Here is a 19,077-nt window from a genome sequence, read left to right on the forward strand (position 1 = left end):
TTAAGCCGCCTTTTTCATGCCTGCCGAACTCAGAAATCGTCTTCGACGTCACCGTCTTTGACCTTGAACTCGCGGTTCTGCAGGTAGGCGTTGCGGATGAAGATGTACTTGTCGCCGCTGATCAGGCGTTCGGCCGACAACAGGCTGGCGCGGGTATCCACCACCTCGACGCCACGGGTGACGTTGCGGGTCGGCACGTGGTCGATGTACGGATAAGGCGTCACGAAGCTGTCCGGCACCCTGCCGGCGGCGTCGCGCACGGTGCTCGGACCGAGGAACGGGATCACCAGATAGGGCCCGCTGTTCAGGCCCCAGACGCCCAGGGTCTGGCCAAAATCCTCGTCGCTCTTCTGCAGGCCCATATGCTTGGCCACGTCGAAGAAGCCCAGCAGGCCGAAGGTGGTGTTGAAGATCAGGCGACCGGTATCGACACCGGCATCGTGCAGCTTGCCCTGCAGCAGGTTGTTGGTCAGGTTGCCGACGTCGCCGATATTGCCGAAGACGTTGTGCACGCCGTCTTCGAGAAACTGCGGCGTGACCTTTTGATAGCCCTGCGCAATCGGTTTCAGCGCGTAGGTATCGAGTGTATCGTTGAAGCGAAACATCGCGCGGTTGAAGCCCTCCCAGGGGTCTTCTTCCGAAGCGGCCTGGCTCATGGCCGGCAGCAGACTGAGGCCGACCAGCGCCATCAGGCTCCCCAGGCGCACGATCCAGCGAGCACCGATAACATGCATTGCAGTCTCTCCTTGAGAAAAGTGGTGTGGCCACCCGCCAGCGGCCGTGAAGGCCGCGCAGTATAAAGCCTGGAGCCCTGATTGGGCAGCATAGCGAACAATTGTGATGACCGATAAGACACTGCTGAATACCGCCCGGATACCCGTGCGCTGGGGCGACATGGACAGCTACGGGCACGTCAACAACATCATCTACATGCAATACCTGGAAGAGGCGCGGGTCGCCTGGTTCGAGCGCGTCGGCATTGCGATGAGCGGCGCACCTCAAGGCCCGGTAGTGCTGCAGACCCAGCACACCTACCTCAAACCCGTGGTGCACCCGGCTACGGTGGTGGTCGAGCTGCATGCCGGCGCCCTGGGGCGCAGCAGCCTGGTGGTCGAACACCGCCTGACCACGCTGGACGATCCCGACACGGTTTACGGCGAAGGTTACTGCAAGCTGGTCTGGATCGACCATCGAAGCGGCCGATCCGTTGCCCTGCCGGAGCATCTGCGCGCCCTGCTCAGCGTCACCTGACGGTCATCTTCCGGTCATCCGCTGGCGCTAGATTGGACTAGGCCACCGCCACGGATGACCCCATGCCTAACGCCTCCCCTACCGCCATTCTTTTCGAGCTGTCCGGCTGCCTGGTCGACTTCGGCGCCCGCACCTTGCCGGTCGCACTGCAGCGGCTGCATCCCCAATGCACTCGCACCGATACCCTGGGCAGCCCGCAGCAGGCTCTCGCGGGCTGGCTGGGCCAAGCGCCGACGCCGACGCAACAGCAGGCCTTGCAGCAGATGCTGAGCGAAGTAGCCGACGAACACGCGGAGCTCACGCCCGGCGCAGAACAGCTGCTGCACAGGCTGCACGCCGACGCCATTCCCTGCGCCTGGCTCGACAGCCTGCCGGCAGACGCCAGCCTGCGTTTGGCCGAGGCACTGCCGGTACCGGTCACGGCTGTCCTGGCGCGCCAGGCCAGGCCCTGGCCCGCGCCTGACGCCTGCTGGCAGGCCCTGAGCCAACTGGGTGTGGAGCGTCTCGACGGCTGCGTGTTGGTCAGCGGCAACCCGCACCTTCTGCAGGCCGGCCTCAATGCCGGCTGCTGGACCATCGGCCTGGCCGCCTGCGGCCCCCTGTGCGGCCTCGCGCCGGCTGACTGGCAGGCGCTGACGACGAACGAGCAGGAGCGTCTGCGCGCCGAGGCCACGCTGCAGCTCTATCGCCTGGGGACGCACTCGGTGGTCGATCATCTGGGTGAGATCCAGGCCAGCCTCGAGGATATCGGCATGCGCCGGCTCAAGGGCGAAAAGCCCTGAACGGATTGACCCTGGTCAGGCAAAGCCGGCGTGCTTGAATTACCCTTGTTGTACGGGCAGAAACCTTCGGCCACCGACAACGGTCAATGCCTATGCCGATTCGACAAGGGAGAACCCTATGCCAGCCAATGACCTGCAGCAGCAACTGGAAGCTCTTCATGAGCAACTCGCTCATGGCACGCCGCTCAGCGAAGAAGAACGGGCATCGCTTTACCTGCTGATTCAGGAAATCGAAGTACAACTGGCGCGCCAGGCCGCGGCCGCTCCCGATGCCACCCTGATGGACGGCGTCAACCTGGCGGTGGAACGTTTCGAAGCCAGCCACCCCACCCTCGCCGGCACCCTGCGCAACATCATGCAGAGCCTGGCCAATATGGGCATCTGACCCGTCGGAAAGCCTACAGCCGCCACCCCTTTCGGGCTGGCGGCTTTTTCATGGCTTACTGGCGCACCAGCCGGGCGTTGTCTACGCGTAACGCCTCGGTACTGCGATACGGATTGATATCCAGCCCGCCACGGCGCACGTAACGCGCATAGACGGTCAGGGACTGCGGCTGCAGCAGGCGCTGCAGATCGAGGAAGATGCGCTCCACGCACTGCTCATGAAAGTCGGCGTGCTGGCGGAAGCTCACCAGATAAGCCAGCAGGCTGGCGTGATCCAGCGCCGCGCCCCGGTACTGCACGACCAGGCTGCCCCAGTCCGGCTGACCGGTGACCGGGCAGTTGGATTTCAGCAGGTGGCTGTGCAGGCTCTCCTCCACCACGCGGCTCGCATTGCAGCGCAAGAGCTCCGGCTGCGGATGGGCGTACTGACTGACGCTGATCTCCAGTTCGTCGATGCACTGGCCCGGCAGCGTCGCCACGCCCTCGCCCGCCACCTCGGCCAAGGAACGCAGGCGCACCGCCACCGGCTTGCCGGCCACCGCCGACAGATCGCGCACCAGGGTTGCCTGCAATTCGTCCCAGCTGGCGAACACTGTCTGATTCAGCGAGTTGAGATAGAGCTTGAAGGACTTGGACTCGATGATGTTCGGCGAATCGGCAGGAATGGCGAATTCGCCGATGGCCACCACCGGCTTGCCGGACGGCAGCAGCCAGGACAGCTCGTAGCAGTTCCAGTAGTCCACGCCCTGATATGGCAGGTTGTCGCCGTCGAGGCCCAGCTCCGCCCACTTGCTGGTACGCGAGATGGGAAACAGCAGCTCGGGGCTGTACTCGGCGATGTACTGGCTGGACTTGCCCAGCGGGGAATGTTCGGCGGGGTGCTGCATGGGGCGGGATCCGGGTTGGCGAAAAACCGGGCGAGTTTACCGGGTTGACCGCCCAGCCGCACCCACAGCGAGCTCCAGGTTTGCTCGGTGCGCACGGCGCACCCTACGTCAACCCGAGGGCGCCCTGGTAAACGTAGGGTGCGCCGTGCGCACCAGAATGCTCCTGACAGGCTCATGCCGCGGCGGGCTCTTCCTCGATCATCCGCAGCGGCGCCCAGCGCCGCAGCAGCAGGTACAGCGTCGGGATCACGTAAAGGGTGAAGAAGGTGCCCACCAGCAGGCCGCCGACGATCACCAGGCCGATCTGCTGGCGACTTTCGGCGCCGGCCCCAGTGGCGATGGCCAGCGGCAGCGAACCCAGAACCATGGCGCCTGTGGTCATCAGGATCGGCCGCAGGCGCTGCACCGAAGCCTCGATCACCGCACCGCGCAGCTCCCTGCCTTCACGCAGCAGGTGATTGGCGAATTCGACGATGAGGATGCCGTGCTTGGTGATCAGACCGATCAGGGTCACCAGGCCGATCTGCGAATAGATGTTCAGCGTGCCGCCGAACAGGGTCAGGGCGAGCAAGGCGCCGGCCATCGACAATGGCACGCTGAACAGGATGATCAGCGGATCGCTGAAGCTCTCGAACTGCGCGGCCAACACCAGGAAGATGAACGCCAGGGCCAGGGCGAAAATCAATGCGATACCCGAACTGGACTCCTTGAAGTCGCGCGACGTGCCGGTGTAGTCGTACTGGGTTTCCGGCGGGAATACCGCTCGCGCGCCGGCCTCGAGGTAGTCCAGCGCCTCGCCCAGGGTGTAGCCGGCGCCGACGTTGGCGCTGATGGTCACCGCACGCAGCTGGTTGAAGTGGTTGAGCTCGCGCGGCGCCACGGTCTCGCGCACCGAAATCAGGTTGGACAGTTGCACCATGCCGCCTTCGCGGTCGCGCACGTACACGCGGTCCAGGTCCTGCGGGTTGCTGCGGTCGATGTTCTGCAGCTGCACCAGTACGTCGTACTGCTCGCCATTCTGCTTGAAGCGGGTCACCTGGCGGCTGCCGAACAGACTTTCCAGGCTGCGGCCGATCACCGACACGTCGGTGCCCACGGCTGCGGCCTGCTCGCGGTTGACGTTGATCTGCAGCTGCGGCGAGTTGAGCTTGAGGTCGCTGTCCAACCCCTCCAGGCCCGGATAGTCGCGCATGCGCTCCATCAGCTGATCGACGTAACCCTGCAGCTCGGCGTATTCCATGGACGAGCGGATGACGAAGTTGATCGGCTGGTTGCGCGCGCTCTGCCCCAGCGGCGGGCGGTTGACCGGGGTGACTCGCATGCCGGCGATGTCCTGCAACTTGGGCAACAGTTCGTTGCGGATCTCGAACTGGCTGCGCGCACGGTCGCCCCAGTCCTCCAGCTTCATGAAGGAAATGCCCTGGGCCACGGTCGGGAAGCCCGCGACGATCAGGTAGCGGTTGGTTTCCGGGATGCTGGCGTAGGCCGCCTCCACCTCGCGGGCATAGCGCGCGGTGTAGTCGATGGTGGCGCCGTCTGGGCCATTGAACACCCCGACTATGGTGCCGGTGTCTTCGGTGGGCGCCAGCTCCGAGCGCAGGCCGCTGAACAGCCAGGCGCACAGCACGAAGGCCGCCAGCAGCACGCCGAGCACCAGCGGCCAGGCACGCAGAGCGCGATCCAGACTGTGCTTGTAGCTGTAGGTCAGGCCGTTGAGAAAGCCCTCGATCAGGTTGTACACGCGGCTATGGCGCTGCTCGTGCTGGTGCGGTTTGAGCAACACGGCGCACATCATCGGCGTCAGCGTCAGAGCGACGAAACCGGACACCAGCACCGAGCCGGCCAGCGTCCAGGCGAATTCGGTGAACAGCTTGCCGGTGGTGCCCTGCATGAAGCCGATGGGGGCGAACACGGCGGCCAGGGTCAGGGTCATGGCGATCACCGCGAAGGCGATCTCGCGGCTGCCCTTGAACGCGGCCTGCATCGGCTTCATCCCCGCCTCGATATGGCGGTGGATGTTCTCCAGCATGACGATGGCATCGTCCACCACCAGGCCGATGGCCAGGACCATGGCCAGCAGGGTCAGGGTGTTGATGGTGAAGCCCATCAGCGACATCAGGGCGAAGGCGCCGATCAGTGAGACCGGAATGGTCACCAGCGGGATCAGCGTCGCACGCAGCGAACGCAGAAAGATGAAGATGATCAGGATGACCAGCGCCACCGCCTCCCAGATGGTGGCGAAGACGTTGTCGATGGACTCGCGGATGAACTGCGAGCTGTCGTTGGCCACCGTCATGTTCATGCCTTCGGGCAACAGCGCCTTGACGTCGTCCCAGGCGGCTTCCAGACCATCGGAGATGTCCAGCGGGTTGGCCGTGGCCTGTTTGACCAGGCCCAGGGTCACCGCCGGCAGGCCCTTGAAGCGCACCACGGTGCGCTCGTCGCGCGGGCCGATCTCGGCGCGACCAACGTCGGACAGACGCAGCAGGTAGCCCTGCGAATCATCGAGAATCAGCTCGTTGAACTGCGCGGGCGTGCGCAGATCGGTTTCCGACAGCACGCTGAACTCGCGCTCGCGCGACTCGATGCGCCCGGCCGGGATTTCCACGTTCTGCCGGCGCAGGGCGTCCTCCACGTCCTGCACGGTGAGGTTGTGCGCCGCCAGCTTCTCCGGGTCGAGCCAGATGCGCATGGAAAACGTCCGGGCGCCGCGCACCTGCACTTCGGACACACCGGGGATGGTCTGCAGACGATCCTTGATCACCCGCTCCAGCACGTCGGTGATCTCCATCGCACTGTGCTGCTCGCTGTGAAAGGCGATCCAGATCACCGGCTGGGCGTCGGCCTCGACCTTCTGCACGATGGGTTCGTCCACCTCGTCCGGCAGCAGGTTGCGCACCCGCCCCAGGCGATCGCGCACGTCGTTGGCTGCCTCGTCGGCGCTGCGGCCGAGACGGAACTGCGCGGTGATCTGGGTGTTTTCCGCGCGGCTGATGGAGGTGACGAAGTCCAGCCCCTCGATCCCCGAGAGTACATCTTCTACCGGCTGCGCCACCTGCGATTCCATGATCTCCGGGCTGGCGCCGGGATAGGTGACCTGCACGGTGACGATTGGCACGTCGATATTGGGGTATTCGCGCACGTTAAGGCGGTCATAGGCCATCAGCCCCAGCAACACCACGATCAGCGACAGGACGGTAGCGAAGACCGGCCTGCGAATGCAGACGTCGGAGAGGATCACCGCTGGCGCTCCCCGCTCTTGCTGCGCACCGCCAGCCCTTCACGTACGCGCTGCCAGCCGGCGCTGATCACCGTCTCGTCACCCTGCAAGCCCTCGCGCACCTCTACCAGGCCATCGAAACGCTTGCCCAGGATCACCTCGCGGCGCTCGACCTTGCCGTCCACCAGCAGATTGACCAGCAGCTTGTCGCCCTGCGGCATCACCGCCTCCTCGGGGATCACCAGCGCCTGCGGCCGCTCCTCGAGGATCACCGACACGCGCACGAACTGCCCCGGACGCAGGCGGCGATCGTCGTTGCCGATATGGGCGCGGATGGCCTGGCTGCGCCCGGCCTCATCCAGGCGCGGGTTGAGCGCATAGATCTCGCCACGAAAACGCTCGCCGGGGTAGGTATCGAGGGTGACTTCCACGGTCTGGCCGAGCCGTACCTGGGCCACGGCCTTCTGCGGAATGCGAAAGTCCACCTTGAGCGGGTCGAGCACTTCCAGATTGACGATGTTCTGTCCGGCGCTGAGGTAGTCGCCGACGCTGGCCTGGCGCAGGCCGAGCACGCCGTCGTGGGGCGCCTTGATCTGGGTCTTGTCGAGCCGCGCCTGGGCCAGAGCCAGGCTGGCGCGCGAGGCCTGCAGCTGGCTCTGCGCCTCGTCCAGCGCCTGGGCATTGCTGGCGCCGCGCTGGAACAGCATCTGCGCGCGTTGATGGTTCTTCTCGGCGAGATCGAGATTGGCCCTGGCCTGGGCGAACTCGGCACGGGTAATGGCATCGTCGAGGCTGACCAGCAGATCGCCGGCGGTCACTGCCTGCCCCTCGCGAAAATGCAGGGTGGCCAGGCGCCCTTCCACTTCCGGACGAATCATCACCGACTCGTCGGAGCGCAGCGAACCGAAGGTGATCAGCTCGTCACGCACCTCCATCTGCCGTACCGGCACGACCTCGACCATCGGCCCTTCGGCCGCCGCTGCAGGCAGTGCCCACAAGCCCAGCCACAGCCAAGGAAGCGCACGCAACAGCACGGTCATGATCAGCCCCTTTTTCTTGGTAGAGGCGGAGTCTAACCGGCTGCTGCGTTACTGACAGGAGCGCAAGTTATTTCGCTATGTTTTTTACAGATTACTGACGCATGCCACGGCCGCTGATCAGCAGGCGGATGCACAGGGTGTAGAGCGCGGCCGTGGCCAGCAGCATGAAGCCGATGGCCACACCGATACGGATGTCGGACACGCCGAGAATGCCGTAGCGGAAGGCGTTGACCATGTGCAGGATGGGGTTGCCCATCGACACCGTCTGCCAGAACGGCGGCAGCAGCGTGATGGAGTAGAACACCCCGCCCAGGTAGGTCAGCGGCGTCAGCACGAAGGTGGGGATAATCGAGATATCGTCGAAGTTGCGCGCGAACACCGCGTTGACGAAGCCGCCCAGGGAAAAGATGGTCGCGGTCAGCAGCACAACCAGCACCGTCACGCCCAGGTGATGCACCTGCAGATGGGTGAAGAACAGCGACAGGATGGTGACGATCAGGCCCACCGCCAGCCCGCGCAGCACGCCGCCGACGACGAAACCGATGAGGATGGTATGCGGCGATACCGGCGATACCAGCAGCTCCTCGACGTTGCGCTGGAACTTGCTGCCGAAGAAGCTCGACACCACGTTGCCGTAACTGTTGGTGATCACCGACATCATGATCAGCCCCGGCACGATGTACTCCATGTAGCTGAAGCCGCCCATGTCGCCGATCTGTCGGCCGATCAGGTTGCCGAAGATGACGAAGTACAAAACCATGGTGATCGCCGGCGGCAGCAGGGTCTGCGGCCAGATGCGCAGGAAACGGCGCACCTCGCGGTGAACGATGGTGCGCAGAGCCACCAGATTGGCGGCGAATTCGCTGTTCAGGTACTGGGTATTCATTGCGCCACCTTGGCCAGGTTCTTTTCCACCAGGGAGACGAACAGCTCCTCCAGGCGATTGGTCTTGTTGCGCAGGCTCAGCACCTGCACCTGCTGCTGCGCCAGTTGCTGGAACAGCGCGTTGAGGCCCTGGCTCTTCTCCACCTGCACTTCCAGGGTGTGGTGATCGAGCAGGCGCGCCGGATAACCCGTCAGTTTCGGCGCCTCGCTGTAGGAGTCCTTGAGATCGAGCAGGAAGGTCTCGACGTGCAGCTTTTTAAGCAGGTCCTTCATGCTGCTCAGCTCGACGATGCGACCGTGGTCGATGATGCCGATGTTGCGGCACAGCTGCTCGGCCTCCTCCAGGTAGTGGGTGGTGAGGATGATGGTGATGCCCTGCTGGTTCAACTCGGTGAGAAAGCTCCACATCGAACGGCGTAGTTCGATGTCCACGCCAGCGGTGGGCTCATCGAGGATCAGCAGGCGCGGCTGATGCACCAGGGCGCGGGCGATCATCAGCCGGCGTTTCATGCCACCGGACAGCTCGCGCGAGGCCACGTCGCGCTTTTCCCACAGGCCGAGCTGGGTCAGGTACTGCTCGGCGCGCTCCTTGGCGATGGAACGCGGAATGCCATAATAGCCGGCCTGGGTGACGACGATGTCGAACACCTTCTCGAACTGGTTGAAGTTGAATTCCTGCGGCACCACGCCCAGGCAACGCTTGAGCGCGTAGGGTTCGCGGTCGAGGTCGTGGCCGAACACGCTGACCGTACCGCTGCTCTTGTTCACCAGCGTGGAGAGGATGCCGATGGTGGTGGATTTGCCGGCGCCGTTGGGGCCGAGCAAGGCGAAGAAGTCACCTTCGGCGACGTCCAGATCGATGCCGTGCAGGGCCTGGAAGCCGTTTCCGTAGGTCTTGGTCAACTGCCGAATGGTCAGGGCGGAGCTCATGAAGATGGGGTTTCCCGCGCGAGAGTGATGTCGTTATAGATGAGGGCGGAACCACGGGTTTGCAACCGGGTGTTTCTTCCGCCCTTCGCTGGCATGCACCCTACCGGCCCTGACGCGCGGAGAAAAGGCCGTCCTGCCGATCTTGACTATCGACTCAGTCGATAGCTGCCGCCTCATGCTGCATGTCGCCCTGCAGCCCCTGCGTGCCGGCCTCGAACAGATGCGGATAGCAGCGCTGCAGGTGGTCGAAGAACAGTTCCTCGGGGAGATCCTCGAACTGGCCATGATCGACCAGGTATTCCATATAGCGCTCGCCCTTGTCGTTGTAGGGGTGAAAGACGCTGTCATGCAGGCCGTCGAACTCCAGCGGCGCCACCTTGAACACCCGGCACAACGCCTCGTTGAACGCCGGCGTGGCCTTGACCCAGCGACCGTCCAGATACAGCTCGGTGTAGCCATGCATGGCGAACACTTCGCTGCGTAGCAACTCCAGCAGACGTGGCGTGGACAGGTGATTGCGCACATCGGCCAGGCCGATACGCGCGGGGATGCCGCAGTGCCGGGCGCAAGCAGCGAGCAGGTTGGCCTTCGGCACGCAGTAGGACTCCCCGGCTTCCAGGGCATGACTGGCCTTGAGCGTCTGCGCATCGAGGCTGAAGGAATAGGGGTTGTAGCGCACGCCATCACGCACCGCCAGGTACAGGGCGATGGCCTGGCTACGCGGCTCGCGTGCAGCACCACGGCAACGTTCGGCGAACTCGACTACCGCAGGATGGTCACTGTCAATGAAGCGGCCGGGTCGCAGATAGGCATGCATGGTGAGGGCTCCTGAATTTCGTCTCAGTCTAAACCTGCCGATTGCGCGCCGATCAAGACGATCCGGCCAAGCTCACCGCCCCTGATGCCATTTGTGACTATGCTCGGGGCGTCGCCCGCTCGAATCATGGAGGAATGCTCATGCTCGTCATCTGGTTGCTGGTTCTGCTGCTCGGGGTCGCCTACCTGGCCCATAGCCGTACCGCCGCCCTGCCCGCCCTCGGCATCACCGCAGCCTATCTGCTGGCCATGGCCCTGTTCAGCCCGGTACCCGGCTGGCTGCAACTGCTGCTATGGATCATCACCGCGGCGGTGGCCGCCTTCGTCGTGCTCGGCGACCTGCGCCGGCAGTTCTTCAGCGGCCCGCTGTTCAACTGGTTCCAGCGCGTCCTGCCACCGATGTCCGCTACCGAACGCGACGCCATCGAGGCCGGCACCGTGTGGTGGGACGGCGAACTGTTCAGTGGCCGACCGAACTGGGAAACGCTGCTGGCTTATCCCAAGGCCAGGCTGAGCGAAGAAGAACAGGCCTTCATCGACGGCCCCACCGAAGAACTCTGCGCGATGATCAGCGACTGGCAGGTCGGCCAGGAAATGGACCTGCCGGAGAAAGCCTGGGAGCACATCAAGCAGCATGGCTTCTTCGCCCTGATCATTCCCAAGGAATACGGCGGCAAGGGCTTCTCCGCCTACGCGCACTCGCAGGTGGCGATGAAGCTGGCGACCCGCAGCGGCGACCTGGCCTCCACCGTGATGGTGCCCAACTCCCTCGGTCCGGCCGAGCTCCTGCTGCACTACGGCACAGAAGAACAGCGCAACCATTATCTGCCGCGCCTGGCGCGTGGCGAGGACATCCCCTGCTTCGCCCTTACCGGCCCGCTGGCCGGCTCCGACGCCGGCGCCATGCCCGACACCGGCATCATCTGCAAGGGCCAGTTCAACGGCGAAGAAGTGATCGGCCTGCGCCTGAACTGGGAAAAGCGCTACATCACCCTCGGTCCGGTGGCCACCCTGCTCGGCCTCGCCTTCAAGGCCTACGACCCGGATCATCTGCTGGGCGACAAGGTGGACCTCGGCATCAGCCTGGCGCTGATCCCCACCGATACCCCCGGCGTGGAAATCGGGCGCCGCCACCTGCCACTGGGCGCCGCCTTCATGAACGGGCCGAACTCGGGCAAGGACGTGTTCATTCCGCTCAACTACCTGATCGGTGGCCAGGAGTATCTCGGCAAGGGCTGGATGATGCTGATGAACTGCCTGTCGGTGGGCCGCTCCATCTCGCTGCCGGCCGTCGGTACCGGTGCGGCCAAGTTCACCAGCCTCGCCACCGGCCAGTACGCCCAGTTGCGTGAGCAGTTCAACGTACCGCTGGCCGCCTTCGAGGGCATTCAGGAAGCGCTGGCGCGTATCGGCGGCAACGCCTGGCTGATGGACAGCGCGCGCATCCTCACCGCCAATGCCGTCGACCTGGGCGAGAAACCCTCGGTGCTGTCGGCGATTCTCAAGTACCACCTGACCGAGCGCGGCCGCGAGTGCATCGGCCATGCCATGGACGTGCATGGCGGCAAGGGCATCATCATGGGCCCGAACAACTACCTGGCCCGCTCCTGGCAGGGGGCGCCCATCTTCATCACCGTCGAGGGCGCCAATATCCTCTCGCGCAACCTGATGATCTTTGGCCAGGGCGCCATCCGTTGCCATCCCTACGTGCTCAAGGAAATGGCCCTGGCCGACCGTGAGGACAAGGACCAGGCGCTGACCGAGTTCGATGCGCTGCTGATGAGCCATATCGGCTTCGCCGTCGGCAACGCCGCCAGCAGCTTCCTCCTGAGCCTGACCTTGGGACGCCTGGGCACGGTGCCCGGCGACGACCTCAGCCAGCCCTACTACCGTGCGCTCAATCGCCTGGCCGCGGCCTTCGCCCTGTGCGCCGACAGCAGCATGATGCTGCTGGGCGGCGATCTGAAGCGCCGCGAACGCCTCTCCGCGCGCCTGGGCGACGTGCTCAGCCATCTCTACCTGGGTTCGGCCGCGCTCAAGCGCTACCACGACCTCGACTACCCGCAGGCCGTCAGACCGCTGGTGCGCTGGGCCATGGAGGAGAATCTCTTTCATGCCGAACAGGCGCTCGACGAACTGCTGAGCAACTTCCCCAACCGCCTGTTCGGCTGCCTGCTGAAAGTGCTGGTCTTCCCCCTTGGTCGTCGTCACCACGGCCCGAGCGACGTGCTGGAGGCGGAGGTAGCCGCGATCATCGGCCGCCAGGCCGGCGACCCTGCCCTGGAATCGGTGCTGGAAGGCTGCTACCGACCGCAGGCGGACCAGGATTCGGTGGGTGCGCTGCAACATGCACTGAACCTGGTGCAGGCCAGCCAGGACGCCCGCAAACGCCTGAACCAGGCGCTCAAGGACGGCAGCCTGCAGCCGGCACCGGGCCAGGATGCCATCGAAGCGGCGATTGCCGCCGGCATTCTCGATGGCGAGCAGGGCCTGCGCCTGCAAGCGGCCGAAGCGGCGCGGCGGCGGGTGATCGACGTCGACGACTTCACCAAGGAAGAGCTCAAGCTGAGCCGCGGCAAGGTGCGCTGACCTAAACAGCCCCTGCCACAGGAAGACCACCCAAGCGGGACAGCGGGTGCCAGGAACTCTATACTCCTGCGCCCGTTTTACCTTTCAGGACACTGCTACATGGCCAGCCATCTCGAACACCACCTCGCCCTGCTCAACCACCTGCGCGGCATCCTCGTTGCCCTGGGTGAAGCCGAACAGGTGCTCGACGACAGCCATGCCCTGTTTATCGAACGCTACGACGAACTGCTCGCCGAACTGCCGAGCGACCCGGTGTCCAGCCAGTACCTCGGCCAGGACCTGATCAGTCAGGTGTTTCACCGCTACCCGCAGATCGCCCACCTGGTGCCACGCGACCTGCTGTGGTTCTTCGGCGGCGACTGCCTGCACTTCATGCCGGACGAGGAGATCGCCCTGTACCAGGCCCTCGACGAGCGCCGCTTCGAAGCCGAAGAGAACGACGAGCCGTTCGACTGGAATCAGGAAAAGCAGCTGCTGGCCCTGCCCACCGACGGCGCCAAACACTGACCGGCCGACAGACAAAAGGCCCGCACGGCTAACCGGCGGGCCTTTTTCATTGTGCAAACGGCAGAAACGAAAACGCCGCTCGATTGAGCGGCGTTTTCGTTTATTTGGAGCGGGAAACGAGACTCGAACTCGCGACCCCGACCTTGGCAAGGTCGTGCTCTACCAACTGAGCTATTCCCGCAGTACAACTTGAAGTGGCGTCCCCTAGGGGACTCGAACCCCTGTTACCGCCGTGAAAGGGCGGTGTCCTAGGCCACTAGACGAAGGGGACATACCCCGGAACATCAAGCAACTTTCCGGCTTCCTTCGCTCTGTTTCTGGCATTGCGCTGGAAGTGGCGCGCATTCTAGGGAGCCTTTGCAGGGTCGTCAACCACTCTCTAAAAAATTTTTAAAATCAAAGACTTCAGCCCATAAATTGACATGCCACTAGGAGCCTCGCAGCCAAGCCACTACACTCGGACGAAAAGCCAGTGCTCGAGAGGTCCCAAGCAGTGTCCGCACTCGTGATAACCCTGCTGATAGTCGGCGGCATCGCCCTGTTGATGGTGATTGCCTATATCAACCATGCCGTCGAGAACAGCAAGCTGGAAAAGGCCCGTCAGCGTGCCGACCTGCTCGACCGCATTCGTCGCTGCCAGGACATCTCCGAGCGCATGCCCGGTCAGTTGATGACGCCACAGCTGAAACTGTTGCTGACCCAGCTGCAGCTGCAGGTCAGCGAGCGTCTGCTACCGCTAGACAAGCAGAGCGCGACGCTCAAGGCCGACATCGAAACCCTTCGCGCCCAGGTTGCTCAGGGCGAATCCATCGCGGTGAAGAACCCGCCACAGCCCATCGCCAACGAAGCCAAGGCCAAGGACGTACGCTTTCTGCTGGAAAACCTGCACGCCCTGATCACCGGTTCGGTGCAGAGCGGTCTGTTGCCCGCCAATGAAGGCAAGCAGTGGATCAAGCAGATTCGCCAGATGCTGGTGCTGGTACACATCGAGTTTTTCAACACGCTGGGCCAGACAGCCCTGCAGCAGAATCAGCCCGGCCAGGCCCGTCTGGCCTTCGAGCGCGGCGTGCAATATCTGCGCAAGCAACCGGAGCCGGCGGCATACCAGACGCAGCTCAAGCGTTTCGAGGAACAGCTGGCGCGCGCCAACGCCATGGTGCTCAACAGCAATATTCCAGCCGCAGACGAGCCCAGCGAGCTGACCGAGGGCCTGAAGAACCTGGAAGACGACGACTGGAAGAAGAAGAACATCTACGACTGACCCCCCCGCATGGTCCACGCGACCAGCCGATCACCCAGCCTGCAAGGAGCTTTGATGAGCCTGACCGTCTATGGCGCCCCGCTTTCCCCCTTCGTCCGCAAGGTACGTTTGTGTCTGATCGAGAAAGGGCTGGATTACGAACTGGAAGTGGTCATGCCCTTCGCCCAACCCGACTGGTATCGCGAGCTCAACCCGCTGGGCCGGATTCCCGCCTTTCGCGACGGCGATCTCAAGCTGGCGGACTCCAGCGTGATCTGTCAGTACCTTGAAGAACGCTACCCCGAGCACAAACCGCTGTACGGCGAGGATGCGCAGCAACGCGCCAGGGTGCGCTGGCTGGAGAAGTACGCCGACTACGAGCTGGCGCCCCTGTGCACCTTCACGGTGTTTCGCAACCGCGTACTGAAAGCCACCATGGGCCAGCCGTGCGACGAGGAAAAGGTGCAGCAGGCGCTCAAGGACAAGCTGCCCAGCCACTTCGACTATTTCGAGACCACGCTGGGTGATGCGCCCTACTTCCTTGGCGAACAACCGTCCATGGCCGATCTCGCACTGGCCAGCCAGTTGATCAACATGGAGCACGGCGGCGAAACCCTGGATGCCGAACGCTGGCCGAACCTGGTTGCCCACTACCAGCGCATCAAGGCGCGACCCTCGATGCAAGAGATACTGCCGCGAGAGCTGCGCACGCTGGAGAAGATCGGCGTCAAGCGCTGATAGCCAAACGCCGCATATGCGGCCGTCCGCTTGTCGGGCGCGCCGCGCATGTATCAGCCATTAGCGGCCCGCAGCGGCGAGCCTGGCCTCTCTAGCCTTCTTTCTCCAGACGATAAACCACTTCGTCCAGGGCCTTGAGCTCGTGGCGGATGAACTTCCAGTTGCCCGCCAGCACGTCCTCGCGCTGCAGCGTCTTCAGTTGCCAGGCGGCCGCGAAATGCGCCTGCACTTCGTCGTCGCTGACGGCAAACGGCGGTCCGTCCATCTGGCTTTGCAGATAGTCCAGGGTAATCAGCAGGCCGCGGCAGGCACTGGGCAGAATCGCCGTGAGATGCGCTGCATAACGTTCGCGCATCTGCGGCGGCAGCGCGATGAGCGCGGCGCGGTCATAGAGCGCCAGGCAATCGGCGACGTCCTCCGGGCGCAGGGCGAAGAAATCACCGCACCACAGCTCCACGGCGCCGGCGCGATAGACCTGGAAGGCGCCGCGCTGAACGATTTCCGGCTGCAGCCCCTGCTCGGCGAAGAAATCCTGCACCGCCTTTTCCGCCAGTTCCACGCCGAGCACGCGATGGCCCTGCCCGGCCAGCCAGGCCAGGTCCAGACTCTTGCCACACAGCGGCACCAGCACTCGCGCTCCCGCAGGTACATCCAGATTCGGCCAATGCCGCAGCAGGTATGGATTGACCTGATCCAGATGAAAACCAATCTGATCACGCGCCCAGCGCTCCTGCCAGAAACTCTCGTGCACAGGGATACTCCTAATAAGTCGATAAAAAGGCTCAATAATTTATGCTGGAAATCGATAGATTCAGGGGCGAAGATGACAGCATCCTACTTCAGGAGCCAGTGCCATGCTGCCTTCGCTGTTCATCTCACACGGCTCGCCCATGCTCGCGCTGCAGCCCGGTGCCAGCGGCGAAGCGCTCACCAGACTGGCGGCCGACCTGCAGCGCCCCGAAGCCATTCTGATCGTCTCGGCACACTGGGAAAACGAAAGCCTGCTGCTGACCGCTGGCGAGCAGCCGCGAACCTGGCATGACTTCGGCGGCTTCCCGCTCGCTCTGTATGCGCTGCAGTACCCTGCCCCCGGCGCTCCGGCGCTGGCCGGCGAAATCGCTCGGCAGCTGAGCGACGCCGGCCTGCCGGCTGCCCTGGATGCGCAGCGGCCGTTCGACCATGGCGCCTGGGTGCCGCTCTCCTTGATGTATCCCGCAGCCGATATCCCCGTGCTGCAGTTGTCGCTGCCCAGTCGCCTCGGCCCCGAGCTGCAAACGCGCGTGGGGCGCACGCTGGCCGGGCTGCGCGAGCAAGGCGTCCTGTTGATCGGTTCCGGCAGCATCACTCACAACTTGGGCGAGCTGGACTGGCGGGCGGGACCGGAGGTCATCACTCCCTGGGCCCAGGAATTTCGCAACTGGATGGTGGAAAAGCTCGAAACGGACGACGAAGAGGCCCTGCATCATTACCGTCGCCTGGCACCGAGCGCCGTGCGCAACCACCCAAGTGAGGAGCATCTGCTGCCACTGTTCTTCGCACGCGGCGCTGGCGGTGCCTTTTCCGTGGCTCACTCGGGCTTCACCTATGGCTCACTGGGCATGGACATCTATCGCTTCGATTAGCCGCCGCTTTTCACGCTTTCCCAGGCGATCTGCGCCAGCAGCTCGCGGCATTCGCCCAGCTCGCTTTGGGTGCGGCCAGCCAGCCAGTTGCGCGCCAGATCCTGCGTCGGCCCAATCACCACCGAGGCGAAGCAGTCGTCCGGCAACGTCCTGAACAGCCCCTGGCGACGATACTCGGCAAGCGCCGCAAGTATCCGAGCAAAGTGCTCACGGTTGGCCTCACGCAGCGTATCCCCCATCTCGCCCGCTTCGACCCGACTGCGGCTGTGCAGGATAAAACGCGCCCAATCCGGGTTGGTCACCACCCAGTCGATGTAGCTGGTTACCAGCAGTTTGACGCAGGCCTCGGCACTGGCAGCTTCGGCGAACCCGCGCTGCAGCAGATCGGCATACTGCGCGGTACCGGCCAGATAGAGCGCGGCGATGATCCGTTCCTTGTTGCCAAAGTGGTGATACAGACTGCCGATGCTCGCCCCAGAGCGGTCGCGGATCATCTCGATAGTGGTGGCATCGACGCCGTGCTCGGTGAAGCAGGCCAGCGCAGCCTGCAGAATCTCGTCTTTGCGCGATGAACGGGGCATGCCAATCCTCAATGACTAGAATATTTTTCTAGAATAATTTTCTAACACTCGTATACTGCCTCGGCGCGCGCTCTTCTTCAATCGCAGCACCCAGGAGATAGCCCATGAGTCAGATGTTGCAGATGTTTCAGCAGGCAGGCGCTGCCCAGTTCAGCGCGATGATCGGTCAGGTCGCCCCCTACTTCGCCAGCATCGCCCCGCAAATGGTCGAGCTGCGCCCCGGCTACGCCGAGGTCCACTTCGCCAAGCGCCGCGAAGTGCTCAATCATATCGGTACGGTACATGCCATCGCCCTGTGCAACGCCGCCGAACTCGCTGCCGGTAGCATGACCGACGCATCCATTGCGCCCGGCTGCCGCTGGATTCCCAAGGGTATGACGGTGCAATACCTGGCCAAGGCCGATGGCGATATCCGCGCGGTGGCCGATGGCAGCGAGGTGGATTGGAGCCAGACCGGCGACATCATGGTGCCGGTGATGGCCTACGTGGGAGAGAAGCCGGTGTTTCGCGCAGAGATCACCATGTACGTCAGCCAGGCCTGAAACGACGAGGCCCGTCATTGACGGGCCTCTCGCTCAATCCAGCCGCACCAGCACGCGGCCGACCATGCCACCGGACAATATGCGCTCGATGGAGCCCGGCAGTTCCGCCAGTTCCACCTCCTGACACAGCTCGGAGAGATCGAGCTTCCATTGCAGCGACAGCTTGTCCCACATCGAGGCCTTGACCACCAGCGGCAGCTCCACCGAGTCCACGCCCAGGAGGTTGACGCCGCGCAGGATGAAGGGCAACACGCTGGCCTGGAAGGCGACACCGGCGGTAAGGCCGCAGCAGGCCACGCTGCCACCGCGCTGCAGCGACTTGACCACGTTGAACAGAATGTCGCCGCCAACGGTATCCACCGCTGCGGCCCAACGCTCCTTGAGCATCGGACGGTCGACACCCTGCTGCAGCTCTGCGCGGTCGACGATCTCGTCGGCACCCAGCTTACTGAGCCAAACGCCCTGCTCGGCCTTCCCGGTAGCCGCTGCCACCTGATAGCCGAGCTTCTTCAGCAGCACCACGGCGATGCTGCCGACGCCGCCCGTGGCGCCGGTCACCAACACCGTGCCGGCCTCCGGGGTGACACCGGCCTGCTCCAGCTTGTCCACGCACAGGGCGGCGGTGAGGCCGGCGGTGCCGAGGATCATCGCATCGCGCAACGGCAGCCCCTGCGGCCGCTTGATCGCCCAACTCGCCGGCACGCGGATGTACTGGCCGAAGCCGCCGGCGGTGTTCATGCCCAGGTCGTAACCGGTGACGATCACCTCGTCGCCCACGGCGAATTCGGCCACGCTGGAGGCTTCTACCACGCCTGCCGCGTCGATCCCCGGCGTGTGCGGATAGTTCTTGGTTACACCGCGGTTGCCGCTGGCCGACAGGGCATCCTTGTAATTGAGCGAGGAATAACGCACCCGGATCAGCAGATCACCAGCCGGCAGGTCCTCGACCTGCCGCTCCACCACTTCGCACTGGAAGACGTTGTCGGTGATTTCGCTGATCTGCAGGGCCTTGAATTCAGTCATTACCTTCTCCTCTTGTCGTCGTTCGGTAGCGCCGTGCACC

At 63.9% G+C, this 19,077-nt stretch carries 19 protein-coding genes and 2 tRNA genes; 9 read left to right on the forward strand and 12 right to left on the reverse strand.

Translation table 11 applies throughout. The annotated features are described in order from the left end of the window. Positions 1-29: 29 nt before the first annotated feature. Positions 30-734: a VacJ family lipoprotein gene (locus N7333_RS03000; RefSeq protein ID WP_003239909.1), complete on the reverse strand. Its 705-nt coding sequence runs from the start codon at positions 732-734 to the stop codon at positions 30-32. Positions 735-840: 106 nt separating this feature from the next. On the opposite strand from N7333_RS03000, the gene N7333_RS03005 reads away from it, so the two are divergent. The 3 genes from N7333_RS03005 to N7333_RS03015 all read left to right on the forward strand — a co-directional run bounded on the left by N7333_RS03005 (position 841) and on the right by N7333_RS03015 (position 2,418). After that, positions 841-1,251 carry a thioesterase family protein gene (locus N7333_RS03005; RefSeq protein WP_129482391.1) on the forward strand — a complete coding sequence of 137 codons (411 nt, stop codon included), beginning with the start codon at positions 841-843 and terminating at the stop codon, positions 1,249-1,251. A 62-nt stretch (positions 1,252-1,313) separates the two neighbouring features. After that, positions 1,314-2,033: an HAD family phosphatase gene (locus N7333_RS03010; RefSeq protein ID WP_129482390.1), complete on the forward strand. Its 720-nt coding sequence runs from the start codon at positions 1,314-1,316 to the stop codon at positions 2,031-2,033. 118 nt (positions 2,034-2,151) lie between these two features. Further along, on the forward strand, positions 2,152-2,418 hold the full coding sequence (locus N7333_RS03015; RefSeq protein ID WP_003239904.1) for a DUF4404 family protein: 267 nt from the start codon (positions 2,152-2,154) through the stop codon (positions 2,416-2,418). Between the two features lie 55 nt (positions 2,419-2,473). Here N7333_RS03015 and queF read toward each other — a convergent pair whose 3' ends face one another. The 6 genes from queF to N7333_RS03045 all read right to left on the reverse strand — a co-directional run bounded on the left by queF (position 2,474) and on the right by N7333_RS03045 (position 10,196). Then, positions 2,474-3,304 (reverse strand): NADPH-dependent 7-cyano-7-deazaguanine reductase QueF, encoded by an 831-nt coding sequence (queF, locus tag N7333_RS03020; protein ID WP_129482389.1) that lies wholly within the window; start codon positions 3,302-3,304, stop codon positions 2,474-2,476. 172 nt (positions 3,305-3,476) lie between these two features. Further along, positions 3,477-6,545 carry an efflux RND transporter permease subunit gene (locus N7333_RS03025; RefSeq protein WP_279858431.1) on the reverse strand — a complete coding sequence of 1,023 codons (3,069 nt, stop codon included), beginning with the start codon at positions 6,543-6,545 and terminating at the stop codon, positions 3,477-3,479. Beyond that, the gene (locus N7333_RS03030; RefSeq protein WP_003239898.1) at positions 6,542-7,564 is read right to left on the reverse strand and encodes an efflux RND transporter periplasmic adaptor subunit; all 1,023 of its coding nucleotides are present in this window, start codon (positions 7,562-7,564) and stop codon (positions 6,542-6,544) included. The genes N7333_RS03025 and N7333_RS03030 overlap by 4 nt, the downstream gene beginning before the upstream one ends. A 91-nt stretch (positions 7,565-7,655) precedes the next feature. Further along, positions 7,656-8,435: an ABC transporter permease gene (locus N7333_RS03035; protein WP_041773067.1), complete on the reverse strand. Its 780-nt coding sequence runs from the start codon at positions 8,433-8,435 to the stop codon at positions 7,656-7,658. An 11-nt stretch (positions 8,436-8,446) separates the two neighbouring features. Next, positions 8,447-9,379, reverse strand: a complete 933-nt coding sequence (locus N7333_RS03040) for an ABC transporter ATP-binding protein (protein ID WP_003239894.1) — start codon at positions 9,377-9,379, stop codon at positions 8,447-8,449. 154 nt (positions 9,380-9,533) lie between these two features. After that, on the reverse strand, positions 9,534-10,196 hold the full coding sequence (locus N7333_RS03045) for a transglutaminase family protein (RefSeq protein WP_129482388.1): 663 nt from the start codon (positions 10,194-10,196) through the stop codon (positions 9,534-9,536). Between the two features lie 140 nt (positions 10,197-10,336). Here N7333_RS03045 and N7333_RS03050 point away from each other — a divergent pair, with 140 nt between their 5' ends. Both N7333_RS03050 and N7333_RS03055 read left to right on the forward strand, forming a co-directional pair. Beyond that, positions 10,337-12,784, forward strand: a complete 2,448-nt coding sequence (locus N7333_RS03050; RefSeq protein ID WP_129482387.1) for an acyl-CoA dehydrogenase — start codon at positions 10,337-10,339, stop codon at positions 12,782-12,784. 99 nt (positions 12,785-12,883) lie between these two features. After that, positions 12,884-13,291: a PA2817 family protein gene (locus tag N7333_RS03055; RefSeq protein WP_003239888.1), complete on the forward strand. Its 408-nt coding sequence runs from the start codon at positions 12,884-12,886 to the stop codon at positions 13,289-13,291. A 105-nt stretch (positions 13,292-13,396) separates the two neighbouring features. On the opposite strand, the gene N7333_RS03060 is transcribed toward N7333_RS03055, so the two are convergent. Together N7333_RS03060 and N7333_RS03065 are read right to left on the reverse strand one after the other, a co-directional pair. Continuing rightward, positions 13,397-13,472: transfer RNA gene (locus tag N7333_RS03060), tRNA-Gly, on the reverse strand. A 14-nt stretch (positions 13,473-13,486) separates the two neighbouring features. Beyond that, positions 13,487-13,562: transfer RNA gene (locus tag N7333_RS03065), tRNA-Glu, on the reverse strand. Between the two features lie 222 nt (positions 13,563-13,784). Between N7333_RS03065 and N7333_RS03070 the strand changes: the two genes are divergently transcribed. Beyond that, positions 13,785-14,552 (forward strand): hypothetical protein, encoded by a 768-nt coding sequence (locus N7333_RS03070; RefSeq protein WP_012018382.1) that lies wholly within the window; start codon positions 13,785-13,787, stop codon positions 14,550-14,552. A 54-nt stretch (positions 14,553-14,606) separates the two neighbouring features. Next, positions 14,607-15,269: a glutathione S-transferase family protein gene (locus N7333_RS03075; protein ID WP_129482344.1), complete on the forward strand. Its 663-nt coding sequence runs from the start codon at positions 14,607-14,609 to the stop codon at positions 15,267-15,269. Positions 15,270-15,360: 91 nt separating this feature from the next. On the opposite strand, the gene N7333_RS03080 is transcribed toward N7333_RS03075, so the two are convergent. Next, complete coding sequence (locus N7333_RS03080; protein WP_129482343.1) at positions 15,361-16,020, reverse strand: thiopurine S-methyltransferase; 660 nt, start codon at positions 16,018-16,020, stop codon at positions 15,361-15,363. 103 nt (positions 16,021-16,123) lie between these two features. Here N7333_RS03080 and N7333_RS03085 point away from each other — a divergent pair, with 103 nt between their 5' ends. Then, entirely contained in the window at positions 16,124-16,891 is a 768-nt protein-coding gene (locus N7333_RS03085) for a class III extradiol ring-cleavage dioxygenase (protein ID WP_012018809.1), read from the forward strand. On the opposite strand, the gene N7333_RS03090 is transcribed toward N7333_RS03085, so the two are convergent. Continuing rightward, positions 16,888-17,472: a TetR/AcrR family transcriptional regulator gene (locus N7333_RS03090; RefSeq protein WP_129482342.1), complete on the reverse strand. Its 585-nt coding sequence runs from the start codon at positions 17,470-17,472 to the stop codon at positions 16,888-16,890. The genes N7333_RS03085 and N7333_RS03090 overlap by 4 nt on opposite strands. Before the next feature lie 104 nt (positions 17,473-17,576). Between N7333_RS03090 and N7333_RS03095 the strand changes: the two genes are divergently transcribed. Then, positions 17,577-18,014 carry a hotdog fold domain-containing protein gene (locus N7333_RS03095; protein ID WP_129482341.1) on the forward strand — a complete coding sequence of 146 codons (438 nt, stop codon included), beginning with the start codon at positions 17,577-17,579 and terminating at the stop codon, positions 18,012-18,014. A 33-nt stretch (positions 18,015-18,047) separates the two neighbouring features. Here the strand turns inward: N7333_RS03095 and N7333_RS03100 are convergent, their stop codons facing one another. After that, on the reverse strand, positions 18,048-19,037 hold the full coding sequence (locus tag N7333_RS03100; RefSeq protein WP_096826367.1) for a YhdH/YhfP family quinone oxidoreductase: 990 nt from the start codon (positions 19,035-19,037) through the stop codon (positions 18,048-18,050). Positions 19,038-19,077 lie beyond the last annotated feature (40 nt).

Origin of the sequence: Pseudomonas sp. GD04158 (assembly GCF_029834875.1) — a bacterium.
In the GTDB taxonomy this organism is placed as follows: Bacteria; Pseudomonadota; Gammaproteobacteria; order Pseudomonadales; family Pseudomonadaceae; genus Aquipseudomonas; species Aquipseudomonas hydrolytica.

Coding starts and splice junctions, on each gene's coding strand:
- N7333_RS03000 (WP_003239909.1), bottom strand. CDS start 734: ATGCATGTTATCGGTGCTCGCTGGATCGTGCGCCTGGGGAGCCTGATG.
- N7333_RS03005 (WP_129482391.1), top strand. CDS start 841: ATGACCGATAAGACACTGCTGAATACCGCCCGGATACCCGTGCGCTGG.
- N7333_RS03010 (WP_129482390.1), top strand. CDS start 1,314: ATGCCTAACGCCTCCCCTACCGCCATTCTTTTCGAGCTGTCCGGCTGC.
- N7333_RS03015 (WP_003239904.1), top strand. CDS start 2,152: ATGCCAGCCAATGACCTGCAGCAGCAACTGGAAGCTCTTCATGAGCAA.
- queF (WP_129482389.1), bottom strand. CDS start 3,304: ATGCAGCACCCCGCCGAACATTCCCCGCTGGGCAAGTCCAGCCAGTAC.
- N7333_RS03030 (WP_003239898.1), bottom strand. CDS start 7,564: ATGACCGTGCTGTTGCGTGCGCTTCCTTGGCTGTGGCTGGGCTTGTGG.
- N7333_RS03040 (WP_003239894.1), bottom strand. CDS start 9,379: ATGAGCTCCGCCCTGACCATTCGGCAGTTGACCAAGACCTACGGAAAC.
- N7333_RS03045 (WP_129482388.1), bottom strand. CDS start 10,196: ATGCATGCCTATCTGCGACCCGGCCGCTTCATTGACAGTGACCATCCT.
- N7333_RS03050 (WP_129482387.1), top strand. CDS start 10,337: ATGCTCGTCATCTGGTTGCTGGTTCTGCTGCTCGGGGTCGCCTACCTG.
- N7333_RS03055 (WP_003239888.1), top strand. CDS start 12,884: ATGGCCAGCCATCTCGAACACCACCTCGCCCTGCTCAACCACCTGCGC.
- N7333_RS03075 (WP_129482344.1), top strand. CDS start 14,607: ATGAGCCTGACCGTCTATGGCGCCCCGCTTTCCCCCTTCGTCCGCAAG.
- N7333_RS03085 (WP_012018809.1), top strand. CDS start 16,124: ATGCTGCCTTCGCTGTTCATCTCACACGGCTCGCCCATGCTCGCGCTG.
- N7333_RS03090 (WP_129482342.1), bottom strand. CDS start 17,472: ATGCCCCGTTCATCGCGCAAAGACGAGATTCTGCAGGCTGCGCTGGCC.
- N7333_RS03095 (WP_129482341.1), top strand. CDS start 17,577: ATGAGTCAGATGTTGCAGATGTTTCAGCAGGCAGGCGCTGCCCAGTTC.
- N7333_RS03100 (WP_096826367.1), bottom strand. CDS start 19,037: ATGACTGAATTCAAGGCCCTGCAGATCAGCGAAATCACCGACAACGTC.